Source organism: Paenisporosarcina sp. P4_B8 (assembly GCF_056402175.1).
The window spans coordinates 1-22,594 of sequence record NZ_JBFUHX010000022.1; the positions used below are offsets into that span (position 1 = coordinate 1).

12 protein-coding genes and 2 pseudogenes are annotated in these 22,594 nt (G+C 35.4%); 7 read left to right on the top strand and 7 right to left on the bottom strand.

Annotated features, from left to right (window positions below; genetic code table 11):
* The first annotated feature begins 472 nt into the window (after window positions 1-472).
* Window positions 473-4,579: a phosphodiester glycosidase family protein gene (locus AC1DSK_RS15640; RefSeq protein ID WP_477548292.1), complete on the top strand. Its 4,107-nt coding sequence runs from the start codon at window positions 473-475 to the stop codon at window positions 4,577-4,579.
* A 680-nt stretch (window positions 4,580-5,259) separates the two neighbouring features.
* On the opposite strand, the gene AC1DSK_RS15645 is transcribed toward AC1DSK_RS15640, so the two are convergent.
* From AC1DSK_RS15645 to AC1DSK_RS15665, 5 genes and pseudogenes are all read right to left on the bottom strand, one after another.
* Window positions 5,260-6,321, bottom strand: coding sequence for a HupE/UreJ family protein (locus AC1DSK_RS15645; protein ID WP_477548293.1), 1,062 nt, complete (start codon window positions 6,319-6,321; stop codon window positions 5,260-5,262).
* Between the two features lie 104 nt (window positions 6,322-6,425).
* Complete coding sequence (locus AC1DSK_RS15650) at window positions 6,426-7,970, bottom strand: CehA/McbA family metallohydrolase domain-containing protein (RefSeq protein ID WP_477598362.1); 1,545 nt, start codon at window positions 7,968-7,970, stop codon at window positions 6,426-6,428.
* Between the two features lie 306 nt (window positions 7,971-8,276).
* On the bottom strand, window positions 8,277-8,930 hold the full coding sequence (locus tag AC1DSK_RS15655) for a phosphatase PAP2 family protein (protein WP_477548295.1): 654 nt from the start codon (window positions 8,928-8,930) through the stop codon (window positions 8,277-8,279).
* Between the two features lie 32 nt (window positions 8,931-8,962).
* Window positions 8,963-9,100: pseudogene (locus AC1DSK_RS15660) on the bottom strand (chromate transporter); the annotation flags it as partial.
* A gap of 249 nt (window positions 9,101-9,349) precedes the next feature.
* Complete coding sequence (locus tag AC1DSK_RS15665) at window positions 9,350-10,258, bottom strand: AlbA family DNA-binding domain-containing protein (RefSeq protein WP_477548296.1); 909 nt, start codon at window positions 10,256-10,258, stop codon at window positions 9,350-9,352.
* Between the two features lie 418 nt (window positions 10,259-10,676).
* Between AC1DSK_RS15665 and AC1DSK_RS15670 the strand changes: the two genes are divergently transcribed.
* The 6 genes from AC1DSK_RS15670 (at window position 10,677) to AC1DSK_RS15695 (ending at window position 20,364) form a co-directional block, all read left to right on the top strand.
* Window positions 10,677-13,424, top strand: a complete 2,748-nt coding sequence (locus AC1DSK_RS15670) for a type I restriction endonuclease subunit R (protein WP_477548297.1) — start codon at window positions 10,677-10,679, stop codon at window positions 13,422-13,424.
* 18 nt (window positions 13,425-13,442) lie between these two features.
* Entirely contained in the window at window positions 13,443-14,999 is a 1,557-nt protein-coding gene (locus tag AC1DSK_RS15675; protein ID WP_477548298.1) for a type I restriction-modification system subunit M, read from the top strand.
* The gene (locus AC1DSK_RS15680) at window positions 14,996-16,180 is read left to right on the top strand and encodes a restriction endonuclease subunit S (protein WP_477548299.1); all 1,185 of its coding nucleotides are present in this window, start codon (window positions 14,996-14,998) and stop codon (window positions 16,178-16,180) included. The genes AC1DSK_RS15675 and AC1DSK_RS15680 overlap by 4 nt, the downstream gene beginning before the upstream one ends.
* A gap of 860 nt (window positions 16,181-17,040) precedes the next feature.
* Window positions 17,041-18,441 carry a GmrSD restriction endonuclease domain-containing protein gene (locus tag AC1DSK_RS15685; RefSeq protein ID WP_477548300.1) on the top strand — a complete coding sequence of 467 codons (1,401 nt, stop codon included), beginning with the start codon at window positions 17,041-17,043 and terminating at the stop codon, window positions 18,439-18,441.
* Complete coding sequence (locus AC1DSK_RS15690) at window positions 18,438-19,502, top strand: AAA family ATPase (protein WP_477548301.1); 1,065 nt, start codon at window positions 18,438-18,440, stop codon at window positions 19,500-19,502. Before AC1DSK_RS15685 ends, AC1DSK_RS15690 begins: the two co-directional genes overlap by 4 nt.
* Window positions 19,495-20,364 carry a hypothetical protein gene (locus AC1DSK_RS15695; protein WP_477548302.1) on the top strand — a complete coding sequence of 290 codons (870 nt, stop codon included), beginning with the start codon at window positions 19,495-19,497 and terminating at the stop codon, window positions 20,362-20,364. The genes AC1DSK_RS15690 and AC1DSK_RS15695 overlap by 8 nt, the downstream gene beginning before the upstream one ends.
* Window positions 20,365-20,733: 369 nt before the next feature.
* On the opposite strand, the pseudogene AC1DSK_RS15700 reads toward AC1DSK_RS15695, so the two are convergent.
* Both AC1DSK_RS15700 and AC1DSK_RS15705 read right to left on the bottom strand, forming a co-directional pair.
* Window positions 20,734-20,961, bottom strand: a pseudogene (locus AC1DSK_RS15700) (helix-turn-helix domain-containing protein); the annotation flags it as partial.
* Between the two features lie 209 nt (window positions 20,962-21,170).
* Entirely contained in the window at window positions 21,171-22,499 is a 1,329-nt protein-coding gene (locus AC1DSK_RS15705; protein ID WP_477548303.1) for a PDDEXK-like family protein, read from the bottom strand.
* Window positions 22,500-22,594: the final 95 nt, after the last annotated feature.

Here is a 22,594-nt window from a genome sequence, read left to right on the forward strand (position 1 = left end):
AGCACATATTTGGCACAAAAAGCTTTGTAAGAACTCAACATTATAGAGATTGCAAATGAAGTTGCTGAAGCTTCCAATCTGGATTCATTAAAAACGAATAAATAGTTTTCTTCAAACAATACAGACATTTTAATTGAAAAAGCACGACAAAAGAAAAGGTTAATTTTTTTTAAAATTTAAATTTTCTTATTATTTAAATAATAAGTGGGATAGGTAACTAGTGAATAGGCTTAATTGTGAGGTGTTCATTAATTATTCTCATAATCTTAAAAAGAAAAATGATATTAATGTTAACCCAGTATCGACATGGGCTATTTAAAATTCTTTTAGTACAAATTGGAAGGTTTTCCTGAATAAACATGTTCCTATCTACACCTAATGCTCGACATTTTCTTCCTCATTAAGTGGTAGAAAGTACTGTATCAAGGGATTTACAGCAAATTTAATTAACCATTAATTTTGGAGGTGCTATATGAGGAAAAATTGGAAAAAAAGGATCTTACCGATTACCCTGTCATTTGCATTGGCAAGCAGTATTATTTCCCCAAGTCTTACATTAGCTTTAGGCAGCTTCGATTTAAACTCACCCGTCATTCAAACACCCATCAATGAATATCAAGCTAGTCTCGCTCCGGGTGTAATGGAAAAACACTACAGCTTTGAAGGAAAAGATGGAAAAAAGATTGAGAGTTTTGTAGTAGATGTTGATATACAAAATTCGAGAGTATCCATTGAAGCAGGTACACCGAATGACGGAGCAGCATTTGGTCTTCAGCCCGTTAGACAGCAAGCCAATGCAGCAAATGGCGACAACCGTAAAGTAGTGGCAGCTGTGAATGCTGATTTTTATAATATGGCTACTGGTGAACCAATTGGCGTTGTTTACAAAGATGGACAAGCATTAAAGGCTCAGTATTCAGCATCACAAAAATTCTTCGGAATCAAAAAATCTGGTGAAGCCGTCATTGGGGACTCAACTCTATATGATGGAATGAAAGATCAATTACAAGAAGCGCTGGGTGGGAATGCCATTCTCGTGAAAAATGGTCAAGTCTATCAAACTCCACAAACGGGAGCAGATAGAGAGCCTCGAACAGCGGTTGGGATTAAAGCAGACGGCGATGTATTTTTTGCCGTGGTCGACGGAAGACAAGAGGTATATTCAGATGGAATCTCCATGCCTGATTTAGCACAATTAATGATCGATTTAGGGGCAGTAAATGCGTTAAACCTTGATGGAGGTGGGTCTTCTACCTTCACAACTCGCGAACTGGGCGGCGATAATCTTGAGGTAGACAATCAACCTTCTGACCGTTCAGAAAGAAGCGTAGCAAACTCTTGGCTGATTGTCTCGAAAGAGCCATCCGACCACCTTTTTGATTCGGCTCATATTGAACCATATGACCAATCCTTTACCCCAAGTGCCACGATTCCATTCACGGCCAAGGGAAGAGACAAATCCATGGCTTCAGCATCTCTGCCAGCCTCCGGTTTAACATGGGAATTGTCTGATTCAACCTTTGGTACGATCGATGAGAATGGAAAGTTTTTATCAAATGGAAAAACAGGACAGTTGGAAATCGTCCTGAAATATCAGGGAAATCTGGTTGGAAAAAGTATAGTTGAAATTGCTCAGCCTGATGAGATGTCCTTTACTTCAACAGAGCTAACAGCAGCTAAAAATAGTCAAATCAATTTAAACTTAATGACAAAATTCCAAAAGAGAAATGTACACTGGAACTCTCAAGATATGGAGTTTGACATCCCTGAAGGAATGGGAACCATTGATGAATCTGGTGTCCTCCGTACTGGAGACAAAACGGTTTCAGGGACAATTACGGCTCGCTTGAAGGAGACAAACCTTACAGCACAAATCAATGTTTCGGTTGGAAAGCTTCCTGAAGTCTTATTTGATTTTGAAGGTGGGCTTGAGGGCTGGAAACCATCTGTTGTGGGGCGCGGTGAAAAAGCGACACTTGGTTTGGCTTCCTATCCAGCACCAGTAAGATTCGGCAATCAGTCATTGAAATTGGATTTTGATCTAACAAGTGCACAAATTGGAACCACCCTTGGAGCCTATGCAGGACCTGGCTCAAATATCGCAATTCCAGATAATCCCTCCAGCATTGGAATGTGGATTTACGCAACTCCGGATGCACAAGGTTATTGGCTGAGAATGAACATTGTCGACGGAAACGGCAAAACGCAAACCATTAATCTTAATCAAGAAAAACCAGGGATCAATTGGACAGGCTGGAAATACATCGAGGCCGACATACCAGCCTCCTTTACAGGTCCGTTCAAAATATCAGGAACACAAGCGGTAAGATTAATGGTTACGAAATCAGGAATCACCGTACCCCTGAGAAAAGGCACCATCTATATTGATAATATTAGAGCCGTATATGGAGATAAAGTGGATGACTTAAATCCTCCAGTTATCCAATCAATTAACGTAGACGGCAAAGAATTCAAGACAAATGCGGTCAATTTGAAAGCAAACGTGAATGAATATGAAGATGATCCTTTTAAAACGGGAATTGACTGGGAAAAAATCAGATTTTTAGTAGATGGCAAAGACTACTCCAAATCAGAAGGTCATTTTTCATTTGATATGGATGGGTCGGTCTCATTAAGTGGATTACAATGGGCGGATGGAACCCATCAAATAACCCTTATGGTCCCTGATAAATTCGGAAACCAAGCCGTTAAAACGGTCTATTTTACCGTGAACACTGGCGCGGCAAAGATGGAATTGGTCAAAAAACAGGAGCAAGCCTTGCTAGGTGATGTGTTTGACCTAGTAGTGAAGGCTGACAACCCATCTGAAATCTCAGGCTCCACCATTAAAATGCAATTAGATAAGAACTTCCCAGTGGAAAATGTTAGTTTTTCTAATGGGTTCAACACAAGTACCTCAAGCTATGATACTGAAACTGGAATACTTACATTGAATCTAATGAATAGTGGCGAAACAGCGGCAACCGTAGAAGCTGCAACTATTCAGATTCGAATTCCTGCATCGACAAAAGAAGGCAGCAAATTAACCTATGAAATGGTAGAAGCTAGCTTAAGATACACGGTGCCAAAAGAAGAAAACTTCGTTTCAACGTATTCAATGGCACCAGCAAGCGTCGAAGTGAAAGGTGCCTTCGATATTATCGCAGAGCCTATATTAATCGGGAAGCCTGTTGTTATGACAGTGAAAGATATGAACAAAGAGTTAATCCCTGACGCAGAAATTTTCGCCATCATCAATGGCAACACGGAGCCTGTTCTAGTAGGAAAAACAGATGAAAAAGGTGTTCTCCGTGTGGATACTATCACAAATGAAGTGAAGAACATCTCTTTATATGCTGTAAAGGATGGAAAGTATTCGTTTAAAGTAAACACGCAGACCTATCCGCCTCTTGCGGCAGTGACAGAAATAAAAAATATCCTTTCCACTCCAACAAGTGATCCTAATAAAGGAAAAGGTTTCACATGGATGTCGAGTCCGTTAGCGAAAGAAAAACCCGTTATTCAATTTGCACGTAAAAAGGATTTTGACAAGAAAGGTAAACAGTCGCTAGAAACCATCGCCGGATCATCCACTAACCAGGTGTTCTCTGGGGAGCAAGATCCTACGAAAAATGGAATCATCCGAGTAAATGAAGTCACATTAAAGAAATTACAACAAGGGACAACATACGTTTATCGAGTGGGAGATGGAGAGAACTGGTCAGAGCTGCAAGAGTTCACCACTTTAATGAGGAAGCAAAGCTTTGAATTTGCCGTTTTAGGTGACACGCAATCGCCAGCAGATTTAAGTGACTTTACGAAAATTCTTGGGGATCTTGATAAAAAAGACTTATCGTTCATGATCCATGTAGGCGATCTGATTGACGAATCCTCCAAATTTAAACAATGGGATGATACATTAAATGTCTTAAGCCAATACAGCAACATTCGTTCTACCGATCTTGTTGCGGCGCTAGGAAATCATGAATACATGGGAGATGCGAATGGTCAGCTAGCAAAAGCCATCTTAAACTCCCCTGAAAATGGGCCTGAGGCAGACAAAGGCGGGACATATTCAGTTGATTACAATAACATGCACATTAGCGTACTAGGATACACCGATGATATTGAGACTCTGAACAAGCAGTTAGAGTGGCTGAAACAGGATGTTACAAATTCCGATAAACCTTGGAAAATCCTTGTGACACACAAACCTCCTTATTACACAAATCCGTTTGGCGGGAATGAACTCATGAAACAAAAACTGCCACCGGTCGTCGATGAATTAGGGATTGACATCGTGTTCTCTGGCCATGATCATTCCTATGGCAGAACGAAAAAGCTGAAAGACGGAAAAGAAGATCCGAACGGAACGGTTTATGTGGTCGCCGGTACAACTGGTAAAAAGCACTATGATGCCGTGGCAGATGAGAAATTTGACTTCGTCAACATGGAAAATATCGCAATTTCCTTACAAGCCAAAGCGAACAAAGATCAAATCAGCTTCACCGCTGTTACATCTGACGGTGAAACCATTGATCAATTTACAGTTGTAAATGAAGATTATCATGAAGAGTAAAAAAGGTGCTAGATATCATCCGAATTATGGGTGGTACTAGCACCTTTTTATTGTTAAAATTACTTGTTAGTGAACTGGGAAGAAGCTAATCACCTATACATAAAAGGTGATTAGCTTCTTTTTCTCTTTAAATAGGCTTTTTCAGTGCCCTCCTCATGGTAGAAGTGGCTCAAAACACAAGTGGCTCATTTTTATGGATGTATTAATATGAAACATAATACAACAACTGTTGCCTTTTGAGAACGTATAGTGATATCTCGTTACCGTTTAAATAGGTTATGACATTACCGGAATGTCTTAACCATTCTTACTGGGTCGATTTGGGGCATCTATAGTTTGCAAAAGCTGCGGGGTAGTCAGCGAATTTAGTACACAAATAATAATAAAGCCACATCGTCAAACCTATGTGTGTGCAAAYATTTCAACTGAAGCCTTTAAAAATTGGTGAGGCATTGGTTAGAAAAGACGGAATCAAGAAGTTAATTCAATATATGGATCAGTAAAAGCCTTTTATTATGTAATTGTTTCTTAAAATGAAGAGTGAATGATATCAACAACCTTTTGGTCCAACATGAACAAGGTTACGCTAAATTTAATATTAGAGGATATTAAAAACGAAAAAGCAGTTTTCTTCTTAAGTGAAGAAAGCTGCTGTTTTCTTTCTATAGTAATCCACTTTTTTAAAATGCTCTTTGAACAAACCATGTTAGCCCAAAAGCCAAAATTCCTATTGAAGATGCAGGAATAATCCATTTAACCGGTGTATATTTTATATCTAATTTCTTAATGTACAAAATAATTGGAAATGCCAACAATACAATAAAGAATTGTCCTATTTCAATTCCGATATTGAAAAATATTAGAGACGTGGCCATATGCCCGCCTTCTAGCTGCATTTCTGATAAAATCCCTGCAAATCCGAATCCATGAATCAACCCGAATCCAAAGGCAATCCATGGTGGTTGCTTTGAATCTTTGCTAAATATATTTATGAGTGCCACATAAACAATGCTTAAAGCAATTGCGGACTCCACCAGTTGACTTGGTAGTTGAATAATCTTGAATGTTGCAAGAAATAAAGTGATACTATGCGCAATCGTAAAAGCTGTAACTAAAAAACCTATTTGGCGGATTGTTTTTACCCCAAAAAGTAAACTTATGACGAATAAAATATGATCATAACCTGTAAAAATATGTTTTAGCCCAAGTAGTAAAAACTGTGTAGAGTTTTGAAGAAAGCTTACTTCTCCAATCTCTAATTCTCTTGATTCGTAAGTAAGAATTTTTTCTTGTTGTTTACCGTCCATATTAACAGTTACAAAGTTAGCATGGCTAGGGTCGGAATCGTCAAGGAACATATTATACTCAATCACTAGTTTTTCTGGTTTATGATCCAGTCTGTAATCTAGATTAATAACGGCAAACTGTCGGTCTTCTATCATCTCTAAGTCTGTTTTTTCCAGACTACCTTCAATCAGAACACTATCTGCATAAAGGTTGATATGGGAATTGATATATTTTTGTACAATATCTGAGTTTATTAATTGCTTTTGATCCATTTCTTGATTCATCGCATGCCCTAATTCTGTAAGATCAATCTTAAGCTCATAATTAAGTGTGTTCTCTTTTACATCAATGGTTGAAAAACCTTCACTGTTATTTGTGTGTGCAAAAGCTGGTGAAGTGAATATAAAACTAAAGGAAAGTAAAAGAAGCAAAATAGGGAACCATTGTTTTTTCATTGTATCCACATCCATTTCAAGTGTTTCATTCCCTGATATACTTATAAAATATTGGAAAGACGAGAAGTATTTACACTCCTCGTCAAGTTTCCGTCTCTATTAATCTATTTATTTGACTTAATAAATGTTGGATTAGAGTAGAACCAAAGATCCGTCCATGGATCTTCACCCTTAGGATCTGCTACTGGTTCTAATTGATCTGTGTTTGTTCCTCGTAAACGGATATACATATCTTTATCTACATCTTTTAAAGTATATGAAACCGTGATGTATTCACCGTCTTGTTTCCAGTCATTCTCAGTGAAACGCTTAGCGACTTTTGTAGTTGGATTTGTAGCAGTTGAGCGATCTTCAACCGTTCCAGTAATCTCTCCGACAATAAGGTCAACACGTTTTACCTTTGGTTTATCACCATTAGCATTCTCAGCGTTTGTATCTCGAAGGCGAACCGTTACTGTTACATCGCTAGACTTCTTGCCAGGTATGGTAAGAGTTTCACCGATAGAAGCTGTATTTCCTTTTGCTTTTGCATGCATTGGGGATTTCCCAACAGCCTGTACTTTAACATCAAGTTCTGAGATAAGGTCACCAGTTGTGACAAACACATTACCATTACGAAGACCATCCATGATATCACTGTAGTCCTTCTCTGCTTTGATGTAAGTTTTGGAATATTCACCTGGCCAGAAATCACTTCCTCCATCACGCCAATTGACATGCGAGTCAGACGTAGATGTAATCCACCAGTGTCTTCCTTCACCTAGCATGGAGTCCCATAAACCGCCAACTTTAGCAGCCATTTGATCAAATCCGCCCATTGTGGGAGCGTTTACGTTTCCATATGAGCCACGGGCTCCTTTTGGATCAAGGGAGCCATCTGGATTTATAGCAGCTGCCTGGTGACCAGGAGCACCTTCCATACCAATGGATATATTAGGTGCAGTATCGTTCCAATTACGGAATTCCTGCGGTGTATCTAGTCCCCACTTAGCATCGCCTGTTGCTGAACGTGAAGGATGATGTGCAATATGAATTGGAGGCTCGTCCATTTGTTTCATATAGTTAAGGGCTTCAATCATCTTAGATTCAGTATTTCTACTTCCGTCATTTGGAAAAGGCTCACGTGTATTAAAATTACTTTCTATGTCAAAAAGTGTCTTTGATTCATTGTCACTCTTTGGAATAATTAATGAACTATGATCGGCCGCTGGCGTGTCAAACTCCATTCCATAAAACTGAAGAACATCAGGAACAGCTTCACGTGATTTTTCCAACTCAGGATATGCTTGCTCTAAATTTACTTTTGAATGGTTAGGACCGCCATGATCCGTTGTAACCATCCAATCAAGTCCATATTTTTTAGCATTTTCAGCATTTTTTACGGTTGGGTAAATGGCATCTCCACCTCTAATTGGAGCAGGAGGATTTTGAGAATTGTCCCAACCAACACTCCATTCACTATGGATATGGTGATCACCAGCAAGCCATGTAGGTCCATTCTTTTTTACTTCTTCTTTAGAAAGTGCACTTGCTTCTGCTTTTTGATCTTTGCCAGCATAATTAATAGCTTGTGTCGCGAATGCTGTGGTTGCAAGAAGTGCTGTTGCTACCAAAGGAATAGATTTCTTTTTGAAATTAGATTTCATCATTTGAATCTCCCTCTTTTTAATTTCTTTATTCCTTAAGATATTAGCCGACTTATATTAAGCTAGTGTTAAAGAATAGTATGCTTTATGTAATTTTCAGAAATATTAAATTTAAAACGGCTCAACATACCAAATCACCGCCCAGCAGTTATCTAAACTTCCTCTATGAAAGAATAATAGAGGTACTTAAATATATATTTAGACAGGAAACGAGCCTTAGAAGTGATTCTAAGGCTCGTTTTTTTGCGTATAGCATATCGTTTGAAAAATGGACTTTTTCAGTGGCCACTTCATCGAAAAGGGTATTTTTTACCGTTCACTAGTTTGTTTCCGTTCATATTGCTTTTCTTTGTATCGTTGATAAAACCAAATAGCGAAGGTAAGCCAACAGGCACTAATAAAATAACCAGCTATAACATCGCTAGGATAATGTACACCTAAATAAATCCGACTCAATCCAATTGTGAGAATCATAAAAACACTTAAGATAATTCGGACCAGTCGGCTGGGAATGTGTCGCCAAAGAAGGAAGGTGATAATACCGTACAACGCAAAGGCATTTGTTGCATGACCACTAGGAAAACTATAATTGCTTGCCTCGATTAATCGATGTAAATCTGGGCGTTCCCTATGAAACAACAGTTTTAATGAGGCAAAGAGAACGTTAGCTCCTGCAATAACCGCAATAAATAAAATTAATTCTGATCGGTGTTTTAGAACTTTGTAAAGGAGAAACAAGACTAGAAGGGAAATCACCACAATTAGTTTCGCTCCACCAATTACCGTGAAAAATTTCTTGATCGACGTCAACATGGTAGCTTCAAAACTTTGAACAAACGAAATAATGGTACTGTCGAAGTGAACAATCGTCTGTTTGCTAACGAGGACGGCCATAACACCGAAACCCATAAGCGAGATGAAGCTTATCAGAAAAGCAATCGAAAGATTACCCTTTAAATTCACAGAAACATACCTCCATTCATCAAATCTTGCTTTTAAATTAACGACATAAGTGCTCCACCAATAGCTCCAGTTAAGACAATAACCCAAGGAGGCAGCTTCCAATACATTAGCATACTAAATAATATTGCAGCGAAAGCAAAGTCAAGAGGAGCTAAGATAGAACTGGTCCATTGATCTAAAGGTTAATTAAGATGAGCACTTCCTCATCCGGGTGTTATGTCAACTGTGTTTCCTACTATGCTTCATGAAGAACTACAAAATATACCCACCCATTAGCATCCTAGGGTCTTACAAATGCTGTTCCAACCAATGTTTTAAGTAGTGAAGGTTTATTCTAGAGATGAATTGGACTTTTTTAAAAAACAAGACAGCTTCTACTTGCCAGAAGCTGTCTTTGTCTTATGTATATAAAATATATGCTATTTTTTTTCACGTGCAACTTTCCACAAGAACTCTCCTTTAGCAAAGACAAATCCATCATTTAAAGATGTTTGATATTCGTTGCCATAAGAGTCCCTAAAATGCAATTCAAATATGAAGCGTTCATCTGTGTAGCCAAACTGATCAAGATTAAGTATTAAACAATCATTAGACCCAAAGCCGACATGTAAATCTCCAGTAAATTCTTTTTTAGGTGGGATTTCTAATCGAAAATCGGCACCCATTTCGGATTCTAACCCATAAACGGGATGCCTAGTTTTCATTTTATTATTATTGTTATCCCTAATATATAAAATCCCTGCGACAATCGTTACAGGATCAGATGTTAAGTTCCGGAAGGAAACATCTAATAGTGCAGTTCCATCTTTAGGCTTAACGGCCCTTAAATGGTTATCTAATATTTTTATTTCGAATATGCCAGACTTCTTTTGATACATTCTATCCAGATCAGCTCTAGTTGCTATAGAATTAGTGCTTCCTTTTCTAATAATGATGAGTCCTTGATTTAAATTCTTATACTGTTTCTTCGTCATATAAGGCTTATCAATAGAATTACTAATTTCAATTAAAGCAATTAGCTTATCTTTGTAATCTACATAATGTAAATTAAAGTCTAAGTCAGGTTCTATATTATTTAATATGAATTGTTGATAATTAGAGGAATCAACTATTTGTTCTTTAACTATTCCAGTAATAATACGCCCTTTTGTAAGATCATCTTTAACCCCCATAATTATGTATTTTCCACTTTCATGATTTGAATTGGCCATTGCTAATATATCTTTTAACAAATCGGGTGTACCGTTTGAAGGATACATTTTTTCTTTAAAATCTAAATTAGCTGATTCAAACCCATTTTCAATTAAATCCTTTATTATATTTCTCACCTAATAGGTCCTCGCTCTTATCTGAATTTTTCTTCTATTATAACTCTATTTGTTAAGAAAGAAGTCAATAGAATGGTTTTTAAGAAATAAGGGTAGATGTTTCAGTGCATGACAAAATGTTATTTAACATAACGAACGGGTGTCTGTTAATAAATTGCGTCTTAAGTAATACAAACAAATAGGTTTAAGACTATAAAGAATTGTCTTAACTAATATTAATGAGAGATGCTTTTCTCACCGAAAGCTACTGGTATAGGATTGACAATAGCTCCTCTTTTTTTCAAAGAAATATTCAATCCTAACGAAAAGTTTTCATTTTCAATAAATATGTCCGTAACCTAGGTCTTTTTTAATACAGGGGGGAAGTCTCTGTGGTAAAATTATGGAAGACATTCGAGCCCAGTGAGGGGGAATTTACGTGGCTTATCAATCTGAACAACAACTGGAAAATGAAATGATTCGTCAGCTCACTCAACTTGGCTATGAAAAAGTTTCAATCCCTTCCATAGATCATTTACAGCAAAATTTCCGCAATCAAATCAACCGCCTAAATAAAGAAAACCTAGATGGAACGCCTTTATCAGATAAAGAATTTGAACGCTTACTCTTGAAAATAGAAGGGAAAAGCGTTTTTGAGTCTGCCAAAATCCTACGTGATAAAGAAACGATTACACGCGATGACGATAGCACGCTTTACTTAGTTCTATTTGATACACAAAATTACAAGAATAATCATCTTCAAGTAACGCATCAAACCACTGTAATAGGAAGATATACAAATCGCTATGATGTTACGCTACTTATTAACGGGTTACCACTTGTGCAAATAGAGTTGAAACGACGTGGACTTCACTTTGCGGAAGGCTTTAACCAAATCATGCGCTACCGCAAAGACTCTTACGGTGGTTTATTTAACTATCTGCAACTTTTCGTGGTTTCAAATGGAGTGGATACCAAGTACTTTGCTAACTCTGATCGAGAACCGATGAAAAGTCATATGTTCTTCTGGTCAGATGATTCAAACAAGCGCATTGCACAGTTAGATGATTTCACAAAAACATTTTTGAAACCCGTTATGATTCAAAACCTTATCAGCAAATACATGATTATAAACGAAACGGACAAGCACTTAATGGTCATGCGTCCTTATCAAATTTATGCTGTGGAGCGTATCATCAAACAAACGCTTGAGAATGAAGAGAATGGCTATGTGTGGCATACAACGGGAAGTGGGAAGACCCTCACTTCATTTAAGGCAAGTGAACTTCTGTCACAAGAAGAGAAGATTAAAAAAGTGATTTTCCTAGTCGATCGAAAAGACTTAGACGCTCAAACCATGCAGGAATTTAACAAGTTTGAAAAAGGCTCAGTTGATACAACAGATAAAACAGACGTCTTAGTGAAACAACTTCAAGCCCCACTTAGAAAACGAATCATCACCACCATTCAAAAGATGGCCAATGCGGTAAAGAATTCAAAATACGAATCTATCATGAAGCTTTACGAGAATGAAAAAGTCGTATTCGTTATTGATGAATGTCATCGTTCTCAATTTGGTGAAATGAACCGTTTAATTAAAAAGCATTTCAAAAAAGCGCAATATATTGGATTTACAGGTACCCCTCGCTTTGTTGCGAACAAAAGCCAAGATGGCCGCACGACATCGGACTTATTTAAAGACTGTCTTCATACATACCTGATTAAAGATGCCATCAATGATGGTAACGTATTAGGTTTTTCAGTTGAATATATTCGTACGATTAAAGGCAAAGAAGGGGTAGACGATGTAACAAAAGCTCCGGGTATAGATCAACAAGAACTGTGGATGGCAGATTCTCGAATCACCAAGATCGCTAAACACATTACTGACATTCATGGGAATAAAACAAGTAATAAAAAATACACAGCTATTTTCACAGTTGAAAGTATCCCAGCAGCCATTAAATATTACGATGCTTTCAAAAAACTAGACACATCCCTTAAAATCACCTCCATTTTCACATATGGAACCAATGAAGAAAGCGTTGAAAATCAAGAACACTCTAGACATTCTTTAGAGCGCATCATTACAGACTATAATGGGGAATTCGGCACGAACTTCTCTACAGATACGTTCTCCCAATATTTTGCGGACGTCTCGAAGAAAGTAAAAACTACTCAAATAGATTTGTTAATCGTTGTTGATATGTTCTTGACGGGCTTTGACGCGAAAACACTCAACACGCTCTATGTCGATCGGAACTTGAAGCACCATAATTTAATTCAAGCTTTTTCACGTACAAATCGTGTGGAAGCACCTACTAAAGTGTACGGAAATATTGTCTGCTATAGAAATTTAAAGGATGAGACAGATACGGCTATTCGTTTGTTCTCTCAAACTGGAGATACAGATGTTGTATTAATGAAGGATTACGACACCTACGTTAAAGAGTTTAAAGTCCATCTTCGTAGCTTATATAACATTGTGCTTACACCAGGTGATGTCGATGAGTTAGAAGGAGAAACTAATTTAAAAGGGTTTATCGTTGCATTCCGTGACTTAACTAAAGTACTGACGAAGTTGAAGACATTTGTCGAGTTTAACTTTGACAAAAACAAGCTAGGCATGGATGAGCAAACGTACCAAGATTTTAGGAGTAAATACTTACACGTTCATGAACAATTATCAGATCCGAAAATAAAAATTTCAGTAATTGATGACGTCGATTTTGAAATTGAATTAATGCAAACAGATCGCATTGATGTTGATTACATTCTCGAATTATTACGTAATATCAACTATGAAAATAAACAAGAACGTGATGCCGCAGTTCGAAGAGCGATTAAAGAAGTAAACGCATCGGCAAGTGACGAAATGCGTTTAAAACGAGATTTATTACTTGAATTCTTGAAACGTGTAGCTCCAACAATCACGAACAATGATTCCGTTGATCAAAAGTTCCATGATTTTGAAAATGATAGACGCAAACAAGAAATTCAACATATGTCACAGCAAGTCCAAGTGGCAGAAGAAAAACTAGAATATTTCCTGCGTGAATTTGAATTCAAAGGGGTTTCCCCTGACCAAGAAATAAATGATGCGATTAAAGCACCATTTAAAGAAAAGCGAAAACGCGTGCAAGCCGTGAAAGATTTTATTTACACGAACGTACGTAAGTACTCGTAAATTGAGGAGATTTTATACATGACAACTTCAGAAAAACAACGTCTGCAACAAGCAGAATTGCATAAAAAACTATGGACCATGGCGAATGATTTACGTGGTCAAATGGAAGCCTACGATTTTAAAAACTATATCTTAGGGTTAATTTTCTATCGCTACCTTTCTGAAAAGACAGAAGCACGTATTGAAAAATTACTAGAAGAAGATAACATCACTTACGAAGACGCATGGAAAGACGAAGAATATAAAGAAGGTTTAATCGAAACATTACTTGAAGAAATCGGTTTCGTGATTGAACCTGAATTTCTTTTCTCTTCGATGGTAAAAGAAATTCATATAGGCGAAAAAGGGAACTTCGACATTGAACTTCTACATAAAGCCATTAAAGCCATTGAACAGTCTTCGTTAGGAACAAATAGTCAACAGGATTTCGAAAATTTATTTGACGACATGGATTTAACATCTACTAAATTGGGACGTGATGTAAAGTCACGCTCAAAACTGATTGCTAAGATCATGGTGAGCATAAACGAAATTCCATTCTTACATGATGACGTTGATATCGATGTATTAGGTGATGCTTACGAGTATCTCATCTCTCAATTCGCTGCCAATGCAGGGAAGAAAGCAGGCGAGTTTTACACGCCACAACAAGTTTCGAAGATCTTGGCTAAAATAGTTACACACAATAAACCCAATTTGAAAAATGTTTATGACCCTACATGTGGATCAGGATCGCTTATGTTACGAATTGCAAAAGAATCAAATGTACGCTTATTTTATGGACAAGAGCTCACAACTACTACGTTTAACTTGGCCCGAATGAACATGTTACTACATGACTTACGTTACACAGACTTTGATATTAAAAACGACGATACACTAGAAAATCCTCGTCACGTAGACATGCGTTTTGAAGCTGTCGTAGCGAATCCTCCATATAGTGCTAACTGGAGTGCAGATTCAAAATTCTTAGATGATGACCGTTTCAGTGCATACGGAAAACTCGCGCCAAAGTCAAAAGCCGATTTTGCATTTGTTCAACATATGATTCACCAACTTGACGACAATGGAACAATGGCCGTCGTACTTCCGCACGGTGTATTATTCCGTGGAGCAGCAGAAGGTATTATTCGTAAATACTTGATAGAAGAAAAGAATTACTTAGATACTGTGATTGGATTACCAGCGAATATCTTTTTTGGCACGGGGATTGCTACATGTATTTTGGTCTTTAAAAAATCTCGAGAAGTAGATGATCGTGTTTTGTTTATTGATGCTTCTAAAGAATTCGATAAAGGCAAAAATCAAAATCAATTAAGTGATCAACATATTGAGAAGATCATAGAAACGTTTATTGAACGTAGAGTAATTGATAAGTTTTCATATTCTGCAACACTTGAGGAAATAAAAGGCAATGACTTTAATATGAATATCTCTCGTTATGTTGATACATTTGAAGATGAAGAACCAATTGATATGGGTGGTGTTCAAAAAAGTTTAATAAAAATTGATGAGGAAATCTCAGCTATTGATCAACAGTTGGATTCTTATTTTAAGGAGCTAAAATTCCTATGAGTTTAATGGTAAATATACCTGCAATTCGATTCGAAAAATTTTCTTCGTCTTATAAACAGTATAAATTAGGAGAAATAACGAACTCAGTTTCTCGTCCAATAAAGATGGAAGATGAGGAAGACTATAATCTCGTTACTGTGAAAAGGCGAAATGAAGGAATAGTAGATAGAGGAATTTTTAAGGGTAGAGAAGTTAAAGTAAAGAATCAATATAAAATTGAAGTTGGAGATTTTCTGATTTCTAAACGACAAATTATTCATGGAGCGTGTGAAATCGTACCAAAAAATCTTGACGGTGCTATAGTTTCCAATGAATATCATATTTTACATGGAAAAAAGAATTTGCTGTTGACAGAATATCTAAATTTACTTTCAACACTTCCAAAAATTAAGAATTATTTTGCGCTTGCATGTGTGGGCGTAGATATTGAAAAAATGCTTTTTAGGATTGAAGATTGGAAAAAAAGATCGGTGATGATTCCTTCAATAGATGAGCAACAAAAAATTGCATTATTCTTCAAACTTCTTAATCAAAAAATTGAAAAGCAACAGGAGAAAATTGAAAAGTTGGAAGAGCTGAAAAAAGGTTTGATGTTGAAGATTTTTAGTCAGGAATTAAAATTTAAAGATGAGTGGGATAAGGAATTTCCGAATTGGGAAATGAAAACTATTGGTGATATTGCAATTAGTCTCGATAATCTTAGAAAGCCTCTTAACTCTCAAGAACGAATAGGTATGAAAGGTAACATACCATACTACGGTGCAAACGGAATAGTTGATTATATAAATCAGTTTATTTTTAATGAAGATCTAATTTTATTGGCTGAAGATGGGGGGCAATTTGAAGAATTTGCTAATCGCCCAATAGCTCAATATATTACTGGAGAATCTTGGGTTAATAATCATGCTCATGTATTAAAAGCTTCTAAATGTGATAGTAAGTATCTTTATTATCAATTGGTGCATAAAGATATTAGAAAATACATTAACGGTTCTAGTAGATCAAAGTTAAATAAAGAAAGTATGTTGCGAATCGAAGTTAAAGTGCCAAAAAGTATGGAGGAGCAAAAAAAAATTGCTGACTTCTTGTCAAAATTTGATTTGAAATTAGAAAAAGAAGAACTATATCTGCAATATCTTAAAAAACAAAAAAAAGGATTTATGCAGCAAATGTTTATATAAACTGAAAGAGCCGAGAACGGCTCTTTTAAATTTTTATCGTTAAAACTTATGCTTATCAGCTTCGTTATATTCATTAATGAACTACCCTCTTTGGATGTTATTCAACTTAAGGAGCTTAATACGTCACCTAGAGCAATTTTTTATTGCGCGATAGCTGTTCCTTCGTAGAAAGTTCATTATATTCTTCGAGCGCATCAATTACCGTTCCACGCTTTTTAACAATATGATAAAGAGCAGATACAAGTTCTTCTTATGATACTTTGTTATATATAGCATCACGACGTGCCTAATAAGGCTGTATTTTTCCAATTCCTTCTAACGGTAAGTGATGATTTGTAAATAACTTAATAGCACGTTCTAATCGATGGAATCGCCTTCTTTTTAACCTACGTGAGCCTCGGAAACTTCTTCTAATTTTCGTTAAACTTATCTATCATTATTTATTCAAAAACAAAAAAGCGAGAAATCCTTATCATCTAAGGATCTCGCTTTTTTGTTATTACTATTAATCGTCCTGATAAAATAAGGCTTTATGTTTTGGATGATCATTAATCAGAAATTGGTTACGATAATTGTTTTTGCATAAGTTAATTTGGTTAACTAATAAAATAATTTTAAGAATATGGTAAAATCGGCTTATGACGTTGAATAAAGAGATATGGATGAGCAGTTAATTCGCAAAGGATATTAATCTGTCCACACTTGAATAATCATAGATATAGACTTTACAGTATTGTATAACGAATAAAATAACTCGTTTTATTAGAAATAAATATATAATTTAATTATATCATAATAAACTCAAAGGAGAGGTTAAGTATAATGTATACAAATCATACATTGCATGCCGGTATCGTTAAATGAAGCTTTTAAAGGAAGTTAGTATTGAAATTAATATAGATGAAATTAATAAGCAAATATTTTTTAAATATGTAAATGATAATTATATGGACAAAGATGGAATTACAATCAAGGCAGAACTTGAAGAGGGTCTTTGTCAAAGTGCGGCTAGAATAGATGAAAAGGATTACTTACAAAATTACAATGACGAAATTATCCAATTTTTCATTGAGTCTTATAATACGGATATGCACAATTACAAAGAAAGTACAGAAAGTGGTATTGATTATAATAGGGAAACAGCTAACACTAATCCGGAAATAACAATACCTTATAACCCTGAAAACATTAAAATAATTCAAGGGAGATTTTCACTCAAAGAGATATATGAAATGATTAATGGCGATGAAGAATTTGAACCGATTTTAGATTTATCTCCAGATTTCCAACGGAATTATGTATGGGATCGAACAAGGAAGTCACGCTTAATAGAATCAATTTTATTAAATATACCGTTACCAGTATTTTATTTATCTAGAAACGAGGAAGGGATTTATCAAGTTGTCGATGGAGTTCAAAGACTTTCTGTAATTAATGAATTTTTTTCAAACGGCTTCAGGTTAAGTAATCTCGAATATCTTAGTAAAGAATGTGAATGGAAATATTATAATAATAAGAATGCAGTATCTTTACACCCTAAGTTTATAAGGCTCTTACGAACATTCCAAATCGATTGTAATATTATAGAACCTTCTACTCCAACTGAGGTGAAGTTTGATATCTTTAAAAGATTGAATACAGGGGGACGGAGTTTAAATAATCAAGAGATAAGAAATTCAGTAATGAGAAGAGAAGTAAGAGATTTCATAAGAGATCTTGCCGACTCTGAAGTGTTTAAAGCTGCTACCAATAATAATATTAAACCAAAAAGAATGCTAGATCAGGAAATGGTTTTGAGGTTCATCGGATTTTACTTATTATACGAAAAAAGAGATTATATGGATATAGAGTATTCAGGTAATATGAATGCATTTTTAGACAAGCTAGTAGATAAGCTTAATGACAATTATCTTTTTCTTCCATTTGAAAATATTAAATTAAAGTTTGAAATTTCTATGGAGAATGCGTTCGATTTATTTAATACCTACGCATTTAGAAAAATATCTACGAGATATAGGAGTCAGGAGAGAAATTTAATTAATAAATCCTTATTTACTGCAATGAGTGTATTGTTAACTAAATTCGACAGAGAACGAGTGAAAAAAATAGGATTATTAAATGACGATTTTGCTCAACTGTTAAAAAAGCAAGAGTATTTAAATGAATCTATTACCTATGGTACAAGTGACAAATTAAGAATTGATACAACTTTTATGTTCCTTGAAAATTTCTTTAATGAAAAATTAGGAGACACAGAATGATTACAAAAATGACAATAGAAAATTTTAAATGTTTTCAAATGAATGAAGTGTTTTTAGAAAAAGCAACTCTACTATTAGGAACAAATTCAGGTGGTAAATCATCATTTATTCAAGCATTATTATTATCTAAAATGTCTTTAAATGGAAAAAGTAATATGAATCTTTTATCTAATGATTATGGATTGAACTTACATTCATTTGATGAAATTATTAATAGTGAAGGCGAAGATTTTTTCAAAGTAGTCATCCAAAATGAAAGTTCTCTTGACATAGTATATAAGTCAACCGATGATTCAAATATACTTAATATAGAGGTTAGTGGAAATCAGGAAGTATTAGGAAACCCTGTTATTTACTTAAGTGCTGATAGGAGTGTATCTAAAACTCAAATAGCTGGCGATGTAAATAATCTGGAGTTAGGCAATTTTAATGAACAACTTGCTTTTATTATTGAAAAAGGGAAACAAAAAAATAAAATCCCATTTTATTCAGAAAGAAATTATTGGGATGCAAAGAATACACAATTATTCGACATGCAAGTTAACGATTGGTTGAATTATATTCTACCTTCTAATAGTGTAACCTCCAAAAAATATGGAGATGATAATTTATATGCACTTTTATTTGGGCACGGTAGACCTATGCGTCAAGGGAGTGTTGGATATGGTGTCTCGTTTATTCTTCCTATAATAGTAGCGTGTTTAATAGCTGATAAAGAAAGTATATTAGTCATTGAAAATCCAGAGTTGCATTTGCATCCAAAAGCTCAATCTAATATGGCAAGTTTTTTAGCAACAATAGCTGCTAGCGGTGTTCAATTAGTGATAGAAACTCACAGTGACCACATTATTAATGGGTTCAGAAAATCTATCCTAAGAAAAGAGGTTAATATTAGTAATACAGATATAATTATTAACTATTTCAACAATGAAAACCAATGTAATATTGAAAAGGTATCATTAAATGAAAAAGCTGAAATTGTTAACTGGCCTACGGGGTTCATGGATCAAGAAGAATTCGATTTATTTGAAATGAGAAAGTTGAGACGTAATCATGAATGAGATGTTGATGAAAAATTCCGATTTTTTAAAAGTGATGGATCAGGATGATGTCTTAGATGAATTCATTTCAATTTTAGAACTATTGACTTCCTTTTCATATAAGGTGAATTTAATGGAAGAGGATCTTTTAGATGATATTTACTATTATATTCACATGAATATGAAAAAAAATGAGGATATAAGAATAATTAATAGTAAGTTAGAAAAAATGTTTTCGTTTGAAAATCCATTGGATTTCATTGCTAAAGAGCAAAAACTAGAAGATCTGATTAAAGAAGAAGAAACAAACTTAAAAAAAATCCTGACCCATGAAACGAATTTTAAATTAGAAGAATCACTTATTAAATATAGCTTGGCATCTTGCGAGGCTATAAGAGTCATCAATGATGAAAGTTCCTTAAAAAATGTAATGTTGATTTTTTCTAGTATCAAACCAACGCCACAACAATTAATGGAAGACTTAGATAAAGTGTTTTCTAATATTATCTTCGACGAAGATATATTGGAATCTATTGATAGCCTTAATGATGGTTTTTCCAGTAGACGTGAGGAAATTATTTATCATTTATTCTGTATAGATTCGGAAGTACCAATAATTACAAGTCGTGGGATTAGACATTATAGAGAGATTGGTGAGGCCTTATCAATTGATTGTAGTCCAGAAAGATCCAGGTTAACTGTACAGCAAAAGCTGACAAAAAAAATAGGTGAGCAAAAATTAAACTGTGAATTACATACTAAAATGAAAACAGTATCATCGAAGGCTCCTGACAGGATATATTTCTGTCCATACGTTCCAGAAGATTTTGATGAAGAGTATAGAGGCAAAATATTTGTATATAAAATCTCAAAGCACGTATAGAATTTATTCTACAAGTCTTAGGTACTATAACTCATTATAACCTTAAGCAATAATGAAACGAATAGTGTTGATCAAGCCAAAAATATGACTCTGGAATGTTCTGGGGTCATTTTCTTGAGTGAAGTTCTTTGACCATTTATGTCTCACATGCGTATTCGTTAATATTAATAAATCTAAAGGAGTTTATTCTATTATATAGGTAAAACTAAAATGATTCTTCGTACTCTCTGACTAGTCTATAAGAAGTCGTTTTTTTCATCCCAATTTCTTGCATTGCTTTTACTGCTGTAACCTCTTTTAACTTCCAGCGTTCATATGCTTGTTTAAACTCCTTGGTAACCAAGGTCGGCCAATTCCTTCACGTTGCCCCAGGTAGCGATAAATCGTTGTTCGAGAAACTCCCCATCTTTCTGCCACACCCTTGATTGGTGTGCCTCCATCAATAAGAGCTTTCATCATTTCAATATCTTTATATCCGTATTTCTCAGGACGACCGCCAAGTCGCCCTCGTGCTTTAGCCGCCACTCTTCCGGCGGCTGAACGTTCTTGAATAAGATTTCGTTCAAACTCAGCAAATGCCGCAAAGAGGTGAAACAGTTAAACTTCATTTCAAGTAGTATTTTATTCATAATTTTGCTCCTCGTCATTTAAGTGGTGATTGAATGACTTACATGCAAAAAAAATATACCTAAGATTTCATGATACAAACTGTTAGGTGGAAATACTTTTTTATGGATATCCCTGGAGAAGTAACCGACTGAAAATACTTCAGTCGGTTTTTAATATGGAGTTAATTCAATTGTGATTTATTCTTGGGAATCTAGAGTAGTCAATGCCCGCTTAATTCGCTCCTTCAGTTCCTGGTACTCTGCATTTTCATACAACTTCATCATGGCCTGAATGATTGTCTCTTTTGACTCCCAATTAGATAAAGGAAGGAAACTGGTATAAATGCCAGTGTATTTTTTACCGTCTTCAAAGGAAATGTCGCGAATTAGTATGCCTTCATTTTGGAAAGCTTGTAAAAGTTCCACACGTTTTTCCTGATGGAGTGGGCCAACTTCGACTTTTAACATGAGGCGGTTGTTGCTGTTTGCAAACCAGGCAATCAATCCTCTATCGAGCCACCATTTTTGTCGTAAGTCTTCACGGTTATGTGCTGCTGCCCATTCTTTTTCAACGAACGAAGGGAGACGGTGATGAGCGGTGAAGTTGTCACTTTCCATTCCTTTAGAAGCTGCAAATGCTTTGAAGGCTTCGGACATAATGCTGTTGCCGACTTTGACGATATAATCGATGGCTTCCTTGTTTTCCATGTATAGTTTTTTCAAGACCTCTTCGTCCACTGTTACAGTCGCAATCAATTGATGATTCACTGCTTTCATGGAAGATTTTTTATTGACGGAAGTATATAGCAGGTCTACTGCATCTTTATGGTCTTGATAAATGGACAAGGCAGATTGGTTTAGTTCTTCGTTCTCCTCCAATTGATCTGCCAATACTTCTATGTAGTAAGAAATGAATGAGTAAACTTCGTCATTCATAAAGGCCTCGTTCAAAACAACATAATCCTTCAACGTACTTAATATATTCCTATAAGTAAGCATTAAATATTTGTCTTGAGATGGAGGGTCTTCCAACATTGTTAAATATATAGGAACAATCGTATAGCCCTCGAATTTTTCGTTAACAAACGCTAAGTAATTTTTCAATTGATTAAAAGATTCTTTTGACCAAAACTTATTTTCAATAAGAATTACGGTTTTATTGCTTTCAGACACAGCCAAAATATCGATCCGTTGATTAATTGACGTCAAGAGTTCTTTGTGGACGATGACATCCTGAAAATTAAAATTGACCAAATTCAATGGATTAAGATGGGCAAGTTTGTTTGGATCCTCCAGATTATTTGGATGGACGAAAGCTTTTGCTAGAAGTTTCTTTAAAAAGAAATCTCCTAGATTATGATTCCCTTTAGGATTCAACATCCACACCAAGAAATTCGAATGACGTATTTCAAATTGATCCACCGATAATATCTTAAATGGATTAAATCTCTTAAAATGATTGTTCAATTTGGCGAATTCTATGGAATCTTCAAGTAACGATAAAAGTTGTTGTGCATGCTGTGTCAAAAGGCTACCTCCAGAGTTAATGATTATAAATTATTTTACTATATGAATCTCATAATTTTCTAGGAACTGACACGAAATTGAGGGTTTTGAAGTTA